Here is a 13,625-nt window from a genome sequence, read left to right as displayed (position 1 = left end):
CCCTCGAATGGGTCGACTGGTTCAACAACCGCCGCCTGCTTGAGCCGATCGGGAGCATCCCGCCAGCAGAGGCAGAAGCAAACTTCTACGCGGCTCTGGAAATTGAAGACATCGCCGCGTAACTAACTGTAATCAGCCTCCGGCAAACCCGGAGCGGTTCAAGCCGCGCGAATGGCGGCTCGGATCAGGGGACCATCTATGCGGTTGAGGTTCTTTTCCCGGACGGGAAGTGGGATCTGGTGAGCCACCACGAAAACCTTGCCGATGCCTGGCTGGCTGCCGAGAAAGAGGCGTCGGATCGAAAGGCCCTTTTGCTGCCGGAAACGCTCTGGCCGTCGAGGCAGATCACCGCCTGAAAATAAAGCGGCCCCCGGAAGCGCCGCAAACGCAACCGGAGGCCTAACCCCAACCTGATCAACGGAGGATCAGATCATGGCCTTGGCCAAACATAACCTCACGCCTGCACTTTTCCAAGAACTTCGCCTCAGCGACATGTTCAGCGACCCCCGCCTTTCCCGCGCCTTCCGTCGTGGGGAGGATGGGGAGCCGCTGGCAATCCCGATGCCGGTCCGCCCCATTGAACCCGAGTTCGGCGCACTGTTTGAGGAGTTGGTCGCATGAGCAAGATTGACCGCCGCCAGCTTCTTGCCGCCGGGCCGGCCGCTGGCCTTGCCGCTCTGATTGCGGGGGCTGTGCCGGTAGAGGCGATGGCGGAAACGCCGGTTCAGCAGGCCTATCTGGCTTGGAAGCGCAGCTTCGACGGCTGGACTGCGGACATGGAGCGCGACAGCAGTGACGAGAACGGCGACCGCTGGTGCATGGCAACCTTCAAGCTTGCTGACGACATTCTGGATATCCCCTCGGAAGGGCCGATGGATCTGATCTGGAAGATCATGGCCTACAGTTACCACGGCCAGCATGAAATCGGCGACGGGGCAAGGGGCGAAGAGATCTGGGCCGAAGCCCGCGCTTTAGTCGGTGCCTGAGCTTCGCCCGACAAGGTACTAAAATCAGGGCCGCCCTTTAGAGGCGGCCCTTTTGTCGTGATGGATCAGGGCCAGTAATACGGAACACCGTAGTGATCATAGTTCCGGCGCTGCCATTCGCGGTTCTCGTACCAGTCACGATCAGCTGGTGGGGCGCTTTCGAGATCTTCTTTCGTCAAGTCGGTGACATAGCCGCCCTGAACGCTGTCGTAGCGCAGGCGCCCGAATGGGATCGGATAATGGTCGGACCCGATCCCGAGAAATCCACCGAACTGTAACACGCCGTAGACGACCTTACCGGTTGGCGCATCAATCATGATGTCATCGATGTGGCCGAGATCGTCTCCGGCCGGACTGAAAACTTTGGTCCCCTGGACGGTGCGGCCCGAGATGAGCGAAGACACCGAGGGAATGGTGCCGGGATTGGTGACACTGGCTTGAATAGTCATGTTTGTCTCCTTCCGTCACGGCGACACGGTTTGTGACGCCTTGTGGGTAGAAAACGTGCTGACTGAGCTTCGGTTGCGAGGCTCAGAATGCCGAAGCGGTCTTTCGCCAAAACACGGAAATTGTCTGGCGGTCGTCCGCCGAGAGCATTCAGCCATCCTTCGGGGTGGCCTTTTCGCATGGAGAAACCATGATCCATATCGAACCATCGGCCACGGGCATCAGCGAAAGCGCTGTGACCTATCGTAACGTGCTTACCGAGGGCGCGCTGTCCTGGTCGAGCCAGACGCCTGACGGATTTGCCGCGAACACCCTGGGGCCTCAGACCTATGATTACTGGACCCCGGCCGCCATGCCCGCCACGCTGGCCGTCGCGCTGCCCGATCCCGTCGACTGCGACTGCGCCGCGATCATCGCCCACACGCTGGGTTCCAGCGGCGCGACCGTGCATGTCGAGGGCAGCCTGGCCGGGGCCAGCTGGGTCACGGTGTCGACGGTGACACCAGCCGACGACCGCGACCTGTTCATGCTGTTCTCTGCGGAACAGCCCTATTCACGCTGGCGCATCCGCATCACGGGCCCGACCGCGCCCGCAATCGGTATCGCATGGATTGGCCCGCGCCTGTTCATCCCGGATGGGGTGGCGGCAGGTTACAAGCCGCTCAACATGGCGCTGGATATCGAGCTGAAACCCAGCGTGACGCGGGGCGGCCAGTATCTCGGGGTGAGCGTCAAGAAGAAGGGGGGCGGGACCAGTATCCCGCTTGTGCCGCAGCGACGCTGGTGGATCCAGAGCGATGCCGCGCCTTTCATCGAGCATTACAACCACGGGCGGCCATTCCTCTGGATCAGCTGCCCTGATCTGCATCCTGACGACGCGCATTATTGCTGGCGGGCGGGCGACACCCTCTCTGCCAGCTTCGGCGCGGGCTCGGTCTATGGCGATATGAGCATGGAGGTCAGCGCTTATGTCGGATCGTGAGCCGTTTTCCTGGATCGAAATCGACATGGACGGCTGCGGGCGCGTGTTCGGGCAGGGCGGTTGCCCCGCCGCGCTCGGGGTGGGTGGTGTGCAGCGCAAGTGCTTCAACACCTTTGCAACCTGCAAGGCGAAGGCCGCATTTCTGCACGACAAGGCCTTCCGCACGCTGCGCATCTGTGAACCCCGCGCAAATCTGCCCAGGGATGGGACATGGTTCCCGATGCTGCAAAGTGTCAGCGAGGAAGCGGGCAGGGTGAACATTGCCGGGTCTGATGATGAAATGGCCGCGCTTGGTCGCAGGGCCACCATGAAGGCGACGGTTTCCGACGCGCCTTACCACGACCGCTTCCTTGACCCGTATCAAGCAGAGCGGGTCAGCGGCGCGGCGCAGGTTGACGAACCGGGCTATGATCCGGCCTCGCGCGGAACGCTCTGGGGCAAGACCGTCGCCCGCTGGCCTTATTATGCGGGCCGCCCGATCCGGCGCTGCCAGGGCTATCTGGTGGATGGCCAGGTCGTTGATGTGCGCAAGCGCCACTATGTCCTGACCAGCCGCTCCGGCCCTGGTACCAGCGGCAGCGTGTCATTTGAGGCCGCCGATGTGCTGGATCTGGCAAAGAACGAGAAGGCTGTCGCCCCGGCGCCAAGCAATGGGGCGCTGGCCGAGGCCATTGATGCGGATGCGATGCGTCTGACGCTTGTCCCTGAGGGAATCGGCAATTCTGAATACCCCACATCGGGACGTGCCTGCATCGGGTCCGAGATCGTCACCTATACCCGCACTGGCGATACGATCACGTTGACCGGGCGCGGCATTGCCCGCACCGCGGTTGCCAGCCACAACGAGGGCGACACCTTCCAGCAGGTGCTGTTTATCGACCGCAAGCGGGTCCATGAGGTGATCCAGATCCTGCTGGGCTATACCAATGTCGACCCGGCCCGTTATCCCGGCCCAGAGGATGCCGCCGAGATCCTGCGCTGGCTGCCGGGCGTCCTGCTGACCCGCCACATCGTCAAACCGACTGGCGTGGATACGCTGATCGGCGAGCTTGCGCTGTTCGGCGTGTCGATCTTCCCGTCGAACATCCTCAACCGGATCCGGCTCAAGGCCAATCGCCCCGTCGATAATGACGAGATTTTCGACCTGACAGACCGCGACGATATCATTGAGGTCACACGCAAGGACCGCGACGACAAGCGGCTGACCCAGATCCACGTCCACAGTGTTCTGACTGATCCGAGCAAAAGCAGCACCAGCGCCGAGAATTACGACCGCCTCATGGCCACGGTGGAGCTGGCTGCCCAGGAGGCATGGGCCTATGGCGAGACCCGGATCAGGAAGATTTACACCGCCTGGCTGGAAGGCGGCGGCGACAGCATCATCCGCATATCATCGTTTCGGCTGCTCAGACGCTTTCTGGCGGCCCCGGCCCACCTGACCTTGTTGCTGGACGAGAAGGACGGTGCCATTGATCTGGCTGACGTGCTGCGCCTGACCACGGACGCGCTGCAGGACGATACAGGCAGGCAGATCACCAGCCTTTACCAGGTGATCGAGCGATCCGAACCTGACCCAGGCCACCAGTTCGAGGTCGTCGCGCAGGCCTATCAGTTCAGCGGGCGCTTTGGGGTGATCCCGCCCAATGGCACCCCGCCTTATGCCTCGGCCACGCCCGAGCAGCGCGAACGCTTCATGTTCATCACCGCAAACAGCGCACCATGGCTGCCTGACGGCTCGCCTCACTATGAGATTTTCTGATGATCTATGGCTATGATTACCGTCTGATCACCGAGACGGAAACCGACCCTTACCAGCCGCCGACCACCGACCTTTTCAAGGCATTGGCGAAAAACTGGATTGCGGGGTTCGAAGGCTCCCGCGATGCGCCCCGGCTTCAACCGAAGGCGTTGGCGAGCAATGTTTTGGGCGTCATTGGCGCCGCGCCCCTAAACTATGCCGGCGTGTCCGGTGTAAATGGATACCGGATCATCAGAATGTCAGGGGTGCATGGCGGTCCGATTTTTGTGCAGTTCCTGCCAACGGGGTCGGACACGTGGAGTGCTGGGGAGCAGATGTTTTCTGGCTCTGGGACCATCTCCCTCCACGATGTATTGCTGAACCTCGTTACTGGCGCGGTTTTGGGATCGATTACTTCTCTTACCATCCCCACTGGGGCTGCCCAGCCTACATTCACAACAAGCGCTTACTCAGGGTCTGTAATTGTGCCTTCATCCATTAAAGCGGTGAGGTGGCGGCAGCAAGCGACGGGGGCTGGGCCATGGTCCAGCGTCGTCACAGTCCTGGAGGGCCGCGCCGATGTCTGATATGATCGAAGTCACCACCACGCTGATCTCAGCCCTGACAGGCGAGACGACCACGATCACCGCCATGGAGCCTGCGCCAGGGGCTGCAGTCATGCTCCAGGATGCCTGGGCCGCGCTGCGGGCCGAACGGGACCGCCGCCTTGCGCTGTGCGATTTCCGTTTCAACACCGACTACCCGCAGACCGCCGCCGAAGAGGTTGCTTGGAAAGCCTATCGTCAGGCCCTGCGCGATCTGCCTGATGTAACGAGTGACCCGCTGGCCCCTGTCTGGCCTGAGCCTCCGCAAGGCTGACCCTCCGCACACTCTGACCTGACACAACCCGCCTCGCGCGGGCTTTTTTACGTGGATATGCCATGGCTTTGACCACAAGCATCATCACCGGGCGCGTGCCCATGCCCGATGACAGCCCCTCGACAGCGGCAGAACTGACCTTCACCCTGTCGGGGCTGGACACCCAGGGCGCAGACGTGATCCTGCCAAGCGCCCGGGTCCGCCGCGTCCTGCTGGTGGATGGCCAGATCCCGGCAGGCTTCCGGCTCTGGCGCAACAGCGCGGGCTTTCGCGGCACCCATTACATCGTCACCGCCCGCTGGGTCAGCCAGGATCGCAAGCAGGGCATGCAGGACCATGAGCGCGAGCTGGGCCGCATTCAGATCGGTGATGCTGCCAGCTACACCCTTGCGGCGCTGCTTAACTCGGCGGTCACCCCGGCCACGCCCTCTTTCTGGATGAGCATCGGGCAGGGCGAATATGATGAGTTCGCAGGCATGCGGGATCAGAGCCAGCAGGCCGCAGGCGATGCCCAGACCGCTGCAACCATCGCGCAATCCACCGTGATCACCTATCCGACCGCCGAGGACATGGCGGCCGATCTGGCCTGGCTGAACACGCTGCCAGTGGGCACCACCGTCCGGGCGGGCGGCGCGGTCTATGAGCGCACCGCTGATCCTGGGCTGGTCGGCGTGGTTCCGGGCTGGCGGTTCTTCGACAAGGCGGCAGCGACCGTGGCCGAGGCCCCCAGCTCGCCGCCCAGCACCCTTGCCAGCGCCAAAAGCGTGCAGGAAGCGCTGGCCGCGCAAGGGGCTGCCCCGCGCCGGATCGCGGTCACAGGGGCAAACCGGGTCTATGCCGTTCATGCGGCAGATTTCGCGCCCGCCTATCACCAGGTGCTGCCCACCGCGAACAGCATGATCATGGTCGATGTCTCGGGGATCGCGCTGGATCGGGAATATGAGATCGTCAGCAACGGGAACACCACGACGGGCGTCATCGTTGATTGTGGCGCCAGCGCCTATTTCAGGGCGCTCTGGCTTTCTCCCAACCAGACAGCCCTGCGCCGCTTCTACCTTGCCCCGGGCGAGACAGCAGTTTTGCGCCGGATCTTCGCGGGCCAGATCCTCGTTGATCGTCGGGTTGCGCCCTTTCTCTGGACCAATACCAACGGCACCCACTATTTCCGCCAACCCAATGGTCTCTGGACCTATTCGCTTGTCAGGACAGCGTCTCTGAGCGCCAGCGCCGAGGGGCTGAATACGATTGGCACCCGCTTCTCGCTCGACGGGGCCTATTACATGGGGCTGACGCCCATCGCCAATGCGGCTGGCACCAACTGGACCGGAGAGCCGCCGCGAATGATCAAACAGGGCACCCAGCATGGCCTGCTGGCGCATCAGTTCACGCTGCTGAACCCAAATGCGGCAGCCTGGGATCACCCGATCCGGATCACCTTCACCAATGTCACCGATCTGAATGAGGCGCTCTGATGGCTTTTGAACGCACCCGCTATGCGGCTTTTTTCGGCCAGTCCTATGGGCGTGAGGGTTTCCAGGTCGGCGGGGCCTGGGCGGCCTTCATCGAGTCGATCCGCCGCCTGATCGCCGCAGATCCGGCGCTGGTTCACAGCCGCATCAGCGGCCCGACGATCACCTCGACCGAGACGTTTGAGAACCTCAACTGCGCCTGGGATGGTTCGGCGGTCTTGCAAAAGCACACGGGCGCGGCCGACAATTACTGGCTGGAAAACGATGGCACCACCGCAGGCCCGCGCCTGACTGCGGCACTGGCAGCCATGGCCGGGGCGGGCGTGGGCTATGGCGCACTCTGCTATTCCCACGGCGAACAGGATGCGGCCTTCACCACCACCGCAACCCTTGCCAATGAGGCCCGGGCGGGGATGGAAGCGATCCGTCAGGCGGCCAGGACTGCGATCAACCCCGGCAACCCCAATGGGATCCCGTGGTTTGTCGATCTGCTCGGCCCGCGCTTCACCCTGCATGAGATGAACGAATACCGCCTGCGCGATGCGATGCTGGATATGATCGGGGGCGACACCCGGACCTTCCGGGGGGCCGAGAAATACGCGGCCAATCTCGATGCGACCACCCACCCGGCCGAGGATTTCAGCGGCTATGCCCGGCTTGGCGCATGGGCGGGGCGAAAGATGGCCAAATTCTACACCGACCTGGGCGAGCTGCGCGGCCCGCAGATCGGCGCGGTCATACGCAGCGGATCCGCAGTCACGGTGCCGATCACCACGCCGGGCGATGTGGCGCTGGTCAGGCCGGATCGCCCCGATTTCTTTGGGCTGTGGGATGCCAGCGGCACCCGCCTGCCGATCACGGGCTTTGGCTGGACAGGCAACACACTGACGATCACCGCAGGCGGCACGCCCGCGACGATGCGCTATCCGGCCCGCTCGGATCGACCGCATGACATCACCAACATCATCCGCCTGAACAACCCCGCTGACCCGGTGTTCCCGGGAGAGCCGGGTCTGCCGTTGGAAAGCGTCAGGACGATCAGCCTTTGACCCGCGCCACACCACGCTGAACCAGGGCCGTCCTTCGGGGCGGCCTTTTGCAATCCCCCCGCCAGATACTGACAATGCCCAGGAGGCGCTATGACTGATCCGACCCACGGCCTCGTTGGGCTTGTCCAATCCGGCTGGACACAATTCATGGCTATCGCCGGGGTGATCTGGTGGGCGCGCAAGATTGATCTGCGGGGGCAGGCCAGCGTTGAGCGGCTCGACCGTCATGAGGCACGACTGACCGCATTCGAGCAGACCCAGCAGTCGCAGGCCATCCAGCTTGCCCGCATCGAGGAGACGCTGAGCGCGATGAAGCTCACGCTCGACCGGATTTACACCGAGATGCGCGAGAAGGGCTAGATTGCCCTGTAACGATTGCGGTGCTGTAGGGGCTTTTAATGGCGGCTTCGGTCACCGTGGGCTCGATCATGGTTGCGAGATGGGGTGATGGACAAGTTTTTGCCATATTTTCCGGATGTTTCCGCCGCAAAATTCGGATGAAATTGTCGCAAAATCCGGATCAATTTGACCAAAGTTTGCCGCTTTGTAGTCTTGTTTGAGGCATAGCCCGGATCGAGTTCACACTTGGTGAACTACAATTAAGGCAACGAAGACAATGGCAATCAACATCACCGAAATCCAGAATCTCGCAGGCTTCATCGCTGGCTGTCTGGTTGATTCTGAAACGGGCCTCGTACTCGCTTCCGAGATAAAGGTGGCAAATTTCGACGTTGAGACGGCTGCTGCAGCCAACACCGATGTGGTTAAGGCCAAGATCAGGGCAATGGCCTCGCTTGGAGTGCGCGACAGCATCGAGGATATTCTGATTACGCTTGGGAAGCAGTATCATCTTATCCGTCCGTTGGCATCCAATCCTGCGGTGTTCCTTTACGTCGTTCTTGAGCGTGCAAGCTCAAATCTGGGCATCGCTCGAATTACCCTGAAAAATGTTGAGGCCGCATTGAAGATCTGATGCGGCAGAGGTGTTTCGTACGAGTGGCCCGGCTCCTGGCCGGGCTTTTTGCATCCGTAATGGATCAGGTCAGGGCCGAATGAATGCTGCCTCGGTGCGCCGCTTATCGGCCACTGGTTGGGCCTGCCTCCCGATGCCCTTGGGGCTGGCAGCGGGGCGGCGGGCGGATCGGTTGCCTATCTGACCGGCTCGCTGGGGGCGGCAGTGTTCGAGGTGATCATTCAGCGCATTCGTGCAGGGAGGCTGCCCCGTGATAATCCGTGATCCTCGCCCCGTTGTCGCCTGTCCGATCCACGCGCTGATCGTGCGCGTGGTCTTTGCGCTGATCGTGTCCGGGCTGATTGCGGGGCTTTGATGCAGATGGCGGCAAACGTCATTGTCACCATTCGCAAACCAAATGGGTTCCCCGGTTCAGTCGACAAAGGGCAGTGCAGACTGTTCAATCTCGCGCAAAAGTAAACGGCCTTCTCGCCCTTTGACCACTGGGCGTGCACTTCGGATTTGGTGCTCTCTCTCAAGAAGATCCGGAAATATCATTCTGATTTCCGCGATCGCTTCCAGCCCGAGGGCTTCCAATGCAATTCGCCCGGTCATGAGTGATTCCGTCCAGGCTTCGTTGGATAAGACCACTTCATGTTCGTCAAACAGCAGATGAAGATAGGTCACCGGAGTGCCCGGCAACCCTTGGCTCACTCCAGGCAGGCCTAGCAGCTTTTTGGCGGGGACCAGCGCTTCAGAACTTCCGAAGTAACGCTTGACTACCTCGGACCGCAAAAGGATGCGGTGTTGAGGGCTGACGACCAGATCCTGCGAAGGCATGTCATTTCCAAGCACCCCTCTGCAAAGGGTGATCGGCAGGATACGGGGATTTTCGGCAGTTTCCTGTGCGGTGAAGATTCGCCGTCCCACCCAGCGGAGCACCTGGAACCCATGGTCACGGGTAAGGACACGATCTCCTGGGCGCAAATTTTCGACCGGGAGGTCGCCTTGGTTAGTTGTGATCAAAGTGCCGGGGGTGAAACAGGGCGCGGTCTCGCCGCCGTCGTAGTGTGCATAGGGTAATGCTGCGGTATCTGTCGTTCGTGAGCTGAGAATGTGGATCGACTGCCCGGGAGACAGCGGAATACTTGAAATCAGCCCTTGCACAGGCCCCGCGTCGATACCCGAATTGTTGCCATTAAGACGGTAGGTCACCAACAGATCGCCGGTACCATTCGCGCCAGTAAACATGGTGTAGGCCCCATTGATGAGGGCGCCAGCGTTATATGTTCCTCCGACAATGTGCTGGGCATTACTGACTTCATCAAATGAAGTGTTCGAATTGGGGTGCCCGCTTAGTCGACCGGTGTCGTTGTCTTCAATCAGAATGCGGATCGGTACGGCATTGGGTTTGAGTGTAAGAACCAGGTGCCGGGTTGCGCTTGGATTTGCTGCTGGATCGATCGAACCACTGGAATGCTCCGCTGGCAGGCCGTTGATAGAGGGGCCGCCATTGTAGGAGTAAGTGAATGAATCTGCAGTATATACATTTACATAGTATAAAGGCATGGTTCGTCGTCCATTTTAGCTATTATCTTTTGTGATACTCAAAAAAGGCCACACTTTGGTTTGATTTGGTCTAATTGTCGGCAGAGGTATGGCGGGCACTGATAGCAGGTGGGGTAACATGCGAGTGGTGGAAAGCCGAAGCTACTGCGGCGTCCAAACCTCGGCACCATAGGCAGTTTCTCCGTGCAGTGCCCAGGTTCCAACCCACGTCTCATCTGCCTGCGCCTGAAGAACGGCAACCCCGTAACTGTCGCCAGAGCCAAATGCGACAGAAAGGACCAGTGGTTGAACATGTGCCAGAACCGCCGTTCCCTCCATCGTGTGCCCCTCAACTTCCCAGGTGACAGCGAAGGTCTGGCCAGTTGGCTTGACCGTGACCGTGCCAGTATAGCCGCTTTCACCGCCGGGATTGAGGCCATCGACGCTGTAGGCCCCAGCAGGATCGCTCGCGGCCGCGCTACTTGCGCCCATGAGTGACACCAGAAGCGCAGATATTGCGATCGTTGTCGCTGACAGCTTGGCTTTCTTCACTTCGGAGCCTCCCATTTGATTTTTGTCGGGATAGCCGACGGGCTATCGGGGAGTCCATACTTCGATACCAGACTGTGCCCGTCTGCCGCGATTGGGTGAGCTTACTCTGCCAAGCGGGGCGGTTTGACGCCGTCGCTCATCAGCCGGGCGATTTCGCGCTCAATGGTATCCAGAGCTGAAAGATCTCCGCCTCGGGCGGCCTGGACCGCGTCCTCGATCCTCGCCCAGCCAGGGTGATCATCGGCGATAAGATGGCCAGCCATATGCGCGACCATCAGCGTGTGGCCATAGACGACCCGATAGTCCGGCTGGCGGATCGTCCGATCCCGCATGTCGCGCAAGCGCTTGTGAAAACTGATCCCGAACATGCGCCGAATATGGGGCGCAGCAGCGCGGATTCAATCTTTTACCCCACGGGCTCGCTTTCGCGGGCCCTTTTTCATTGGAGAACGACATGTTGAAATTCCTGACCGGGCTTTTCGCCTGGCTCGGGGGGCTTTTTGCTGCCCGCCCGAAATCCTCGGCCGCCACGGGCACCGCTGCCGTGCGGATCGCCGCAGCTGCCTTCGTCGGCCCCTGGGAGGGCGAGCGCCTTGAGGCTTACCTCGACCGCATCGCCAGCCCGCCTGTCTGGACCGTCTGCTATGGCGAGACCAAAGGCGTGAAGCAGGGCGACACATACACCGCTCAGCAGTGCCTCGACATGCTCAGCGCCTCTCTGGCCGGGTATCACGCCCAGTTGGCCAAGTGCATCCCGACGCTGCCTCTGCAGCCGCAGGGCGTCCAGGTCGCGCTGACCAGCTGGACCTACAATGTCGGGGCGGGTGCGGCCTGCAGCTCGACGCTGGCGAAGCGGGCCAATGCGGGCGACTGGCGCGGGGCCTGCGATCAGCTGCCCAGGTGGGACAAGGCGGGCGGCAAGGTGATCCGGGGCCTGACCAACCGCCGCGCCGCTGAGCAAAAGCTCTGCCTGCAATCTCTCAAACAAGGAGCCTGACCATGAACTGGACCCTCATCCGGGGCCTGACCTATGTCGCCACCTTCATTGCGGCGATCCTGGCGATGCTCGGGCTGGCCGATTTCGACCCAGCAACTGGGCATTTGGCGATTCACCCGTTCAATCTCTATGCCGCTGTCGGAGCGCTGGCCGGGGTGATCTCGTCGGCGTTGGCCTCGATTGCGCTGATCCGGGGCTGGGGGCGCAAATGACCGCGCTGCGCTGGCTGTGGAAGCCCGCCGCCCTGCTGCTGGCGCTGCTGGCCGCCTGGTGGCGGGGCAGATCAGGGGCAAAGCAACAGGCGGCGGCAAAGGATGCTGCCGCCTATCAGGACACCATGGGGAAAATGACCGATGTTCAGGATGATCATGGCGCTGTGCCTGATGATGCCCGCCGCTGGCTGCGTGAGCGGCCCCCGCACCAGCGGTGACGCGCTCTGCGACGGGACGAGGGCGGCGCGGGCAGAGCATGCGGCGGCCCTGGCCGATTCCCCTGATGACCGGGCGGTGGTCAGCGGGGCGCGGCTGATCCGGCTGCTGGATGCGGGGTGCGCGGGGTAGGGGTTACGGATGCTACGAGTAGGGGGCTGGTTTCCAAACCATTTCGTAAGTCATTGATATGTAATGGTGCCGTGTGCGTGTGGTTTCCATGGCAAGTTGTTGAAATTACGTGAAAAGCGGGCACCTGTCGGGTGCGCCATTAAATCAATCACTTACAAGCGGCGGCGATAAAGCGAAACTGTTACGCGTAACAGAATGGCTTATTTTCGTGGGCTTTCCATCGCTTTTCTGGCCGATTCCATGAAGCCTGGCGAGTGGTGACCATAGACCTTCTCGATGGTCTCCTGGCTGGTTGCGAAGAAGCCTGCCGCCTCCCATGTCGTGATACCGTTCTGCATGGCCCAGGTGATTGCGGTGTGTTTCAGTGTGTGGGGGGTGACACCGTGCAGCCCTGCTTCACTAACAGCTTTGATGAATGCTCGCTTCACATCGGACACGGGCGTCCCATTATATTCGACTGCCCATACCGCACCTCCGCTGCGCCAACGGCGCAGGTGTGACAGTAATTGCCGGGGAATCGGGGCCGGGGTGCGGCGCTTCTTCGTGCTGCGCTCTTCCTCGGCCTTTCGGAACATGATTCCCCGGTCAAGATCAAACCAGCCACCGCGCGTGTTCGGTGTGAACCCCATCCGGGTGATGGCGTCCTTGCGAGTGCCCGTGTAAAGCCCGATCAGGATAAAGCGGGCGAGGTGTCCGGCTTTGTGGCCCCGGTAGGCTGCCCATAGCAGCCGGGCAGCTTCTGACCGGGTCAGCCAGCGGTCTTTCGGATCCACCTTTTCGGGCAGCGTCACAACGTGGGCGCTGGTGAGATATCCTTCTCGATGGGCATAGTTGATCGCGGCCTGCATCGTGCCAAGTTCACGCCGAATCGTAGCAGGCGCTACTGGAGCCCATTCGACGGGATCGCGGGTTTCGGGGTCGCGCTTTGCGACTTTCTTGCGGGTCTTTGCATATCGGCGGCAAGTCTCGCCCTTCACGTGTGAGACCTTGAGCGCGGACCAGAACGGCAACGGAGCTTCAAGCGCATAGCCGATTCGCGCCGGGTCAGCGACAGTCGGGGCATATTCCTCCGCATAGATCGTCAGCACCTCCCCGAGCGTTACACTCCCCGGCTCATTGGCTGCACCGTCCCGCCCTTTTGTCGCGATATAGGCCGCTAGGGCTTTTTCAGCATCTTCACGGCGCTTCGCAGCCCGTGCTGCGGTCGGGCTGACCCGTGTCGCGGATATACCAGTGGGGGCGATGGGCGAATTTGTGGAGGCGGGCTCCTTTGGCTTGTCTCGGCATTTCTTCACCAGATCATTGAGGCGGTCGCGCTCCAGACGAATAGCGCGGCCCATTCGTACGATATAGCCATGGCTCTCGGCTGCGGATTTCAGGCTTGCTGGCGGAATGCCGAGCGCCCTGGCGGCATCCTTTATCTCGCACAGTGGTGCCAGGTCTTCGACTCGCTGCTCTACACCCAT

Annotated in this window: 18 protein-coding genes; 13 read left to right on the top strand and 5 right to left on the bottom strand. The window is 61.4% G+C overall.

Annotated elements, in window-relative coordinates; genetic code table 11:
* Positions 1-432: 432 nt before the first annotated feature.
* Together HOY34_RS11370 and HOY34_RS11365 are read left to right on the top strand one after the other, a co-directional pair.
* On the top strand, positions 433-621 hold the full coding sequence (locus HOY34_RS11370; protein WP_172362885.1) for a hypothetical protein: 189 nt from the start codon (positions 433-435) through the stop codon (positions 619-621).
* Positions 618-986 carry a hypothetical protein gene (locus HOY34_RS11365; RefSeq protein WP_172362883.1) on the top strand — a complete coding sequence of 123 codons (369 nt, stop codon included), beginning with the start codon at positions 618-620 and terminating at the stop codon, positions 984-986. Before HOY34_RS11370 ends, HOY34_RS11365 begins: the two co-directional genes overlap by 4 nt.
* Positions 987-1,051: 65 nt before the next feature.
* On the opposite strand, the gene HOY34_RS11360 is transcribed toward HOY34_RS11365, so the two are convergent.
* On the bottom strand, positions 1,052-1,435 hold the full coding sequence (locus tag HOY34_RS11360; RefSeq protein ID WP_172362881.1) for a PRC-barrel domain-containing protein: 384 nt from the start codon (positions 1,433-1,435) through the stop codon (positions 1,052-1,054).
* 188 nt (positions 1,436-1,623) lie between these two features.
* Between HOY34_RS11360 and HOY34_RS11355 the strand changes: the two genes are divergently transcribed.
* The 8 genes from HOY34_RS11355 (at position 1,624) to HOY34_RS11320 (ending at position 8,523) form a co-directional block, all read left to right on the top strand.
* Complete coding sequence (locus tag HOY34_RS11355; protein WP_172362879.1) at positions 1,624-2,415, top strand: hypothetical protein; 792 nt, start codon at positions 1,624-1,626, stop codon at positions 2,413-2,415.
* Positions 2,402-4,174 carry a hypothetical protein gene (locus tag HOY34_RS11350; RefSeq protein ID WP_172362877.1) on the top strand — a complete coding sequence of 591 codons (1,773 nt, stop codon included), beginning with the start codon at positions 2,402-2,404 and terminating at the stop codon, positions 4,172-4,174. The genes HOY34_RS11355 and HOY34_RS11350 overlap by 14 nt, the downstream gene beginning before the upstream one ends.
* The gene (locus HOY34_RS11345; RefSeq protein WP_172362875.1) at positions 4,174-4,740 is read left to right on the top strand and encodes a hypothetical protein; all 567 of its coding nucleotides are present in this window, start codon (positions 4,174-4,176) and stop codon (positions 4,738-4,740) included. Before HOY34_RS11350 ends, HOY34_RS11345 begins: the two co-directional genes overlap by 1 nt.
* Positions 4,733-5,032 carry a tail fiber assembly protein gene (locus HOY34_RS11340; RefSeq protein ID WP_172362873.1) on the top strand — a complete coding sequence of 100 codons (300 nt, stop codon included), beginning with the start codon at positions 4,733-4,735 and terminating at the stop codon, positions 5,030-5,032. The genes HOY34_RS11345 and HOY34_RS11340 overlap by 8 nt, the downstream gene beginning before the upstream one ends.
* Positions 5,033-5,094: 62 nt before the next feature.
* Entirely contained in the window at positions 5,095-6,504 is a 1,410-nt protein-coding gene (locus HOY34_RS11335) for a hypothetical protein (RefSeq protein WP_172362871.1), read from the top strand.
* Positions 6,504-7,550 (top strand): hypothetical protein, encoded by a 1,047-nt coding sequence (locus tag HOY34_RS11330; RefSeq protein WP_172362869.1) that lies wholly within the window; start codon positions 6,504-6,506, stop codon positions 7,548-7,550. Before HOY34_RS11335 ends, HOY34_RS11330 begins: the two co-directional genes overlap by 1 nt.
* Positions 7,551-7,640: 90 nt before the next feature.
* Positions 7,641-7,910: a hypothetical protein gene (locus tag HOY34_RS11325; protein ID WP_172362867.1), complete on the top strand. Its 270-nt coding sequence runs from the start codon at positions 7,641-7,643 to the stop codon at positions 7,908-7,910.
* 256 nt (positions 7,911-8,166) lie between these two features.
* Positions 8,167-8,523, top strand: coding sequence for a hypothetical protein (locus HOY34_RS11320; RefSeq protein ID WP_172362865.1), 357 nt, complete (start codon positions 8,167-8,169; stop codon positions 8,521-8,523).
* Positions 8,524-8,934: 411 nt separating this feature from the next.
* Here HOY34_RS11320 and HOY34_RS11315 read toward each other — a convergent pair whose 3' ends face one another.
* From HOY34_RS11315 to HOY34_RS11305, 3 genes are all read right to left on the bottom strand, one after another.
* Positions 8,935-10,071 (bottom strand): Hint domain-containing protein, encoded by a 1,137-nt coding sequence (locus HOY34_RS11315; protein ID WP_172362863.1) that lies wholly within the window; start codon positions 10,069-10,071, stop codon positions 8,935-8,937.
* A 141-nt stretch (positions 10,072-10,212) separates the two neighbouring features.
* Positions 10,213-10,602, bottom strand: a complete 390-nt coding sequence (locus HOY34_RS11310; protein WP_172362861.1) for a hypothetical protein — start codon at positions 10,600-10,602, stop codon at positions 10,213-10,215.
* Positions 10,603-10,703: 101 nt separating this feature from the next.
* Entirely contained in the window at positions 10,704-10,934 is a 231-nt protein-coding gene (locus tag HOY34_RS11305) for a hypothetical protein (protein WP_253944389.1), read from the bottom strand.
* 122 nt (positions 10,935-11,056) lie between these two features.
* On the opposite strand from HOY34_RS11305, the gene HOY34_RS11300 reads away from it, so the two are divergent.
* The 3 genes from HOY34_RS11300 to HOY34_RS11290 are packed head-to-tail and all read left to right on the top strand — an operon-like array spanning position 11,057 to position 12,029.
* Positions 11,057-11,599 (top strand): lysozyme, encoded by a 543-nt coding sequence (locus HOY34_RS11300; protein ID WP_172362857.1) that lies wholly within the window; start codon positions 11,057-11,059, stop codon positions 11,597-11,599.
* 2 nt (positions 11,600-11,601) lie between these two features.
* Complete coding sequence (locus tag HOY34_RS11295; protein WP_172362855.1) at positions 11,602-11,811, top strand: hypothetical protein; 210 nt, start codon at positions 11,602-11,604, stop codon at positions 11,809-11,811.
* Positions 11,808-12,029, top strand: a complete 222-nt coding sequence (locus tag HOY34_RS11290) for a hypothetical protein (protein WP_172362853.1) — start codon at positions 11,808-11,810, stop codon at positions 12,027-12,029. Before HOY34_RS11295 ends, HOY34_RS11290 begins: the two co-directional genes overlap by 4 nt.
* Positions 12,030-12,359: 330 nt before the next feature.
* Here the strand turns inward: HOY34_RS11290 and HOY34_RS11285 are convergent, their stop codons facing one another.
* Positions 12,360-13,625, bottom strand: coding sequence for a tyrosine-type recombinase/integrase (locus HOY34_RS11285; RefSeq protein WP_253944388.1), 1,266 nt, complete (start codon positions 13,623-13,625; stop codon positions 12,360-12,362).

The sequence above is a fragment of the Pseudogemmobacter hezensis genome (assembly GCF_013155295.1).
Taxonomy (GTDB): Bacteria; Pseudomonadota; Alphaproteobacteria; order Rhodobacterales; family Rhodobacteraceae; genus Pseudogemmobacter; species Pseudogemmobacter hezensis.
The sequence above is the reverse complement of the archived record's forward strand: the minus strand, read 5'-3'. Positions and strand labels throughout refer to the sequence as shown.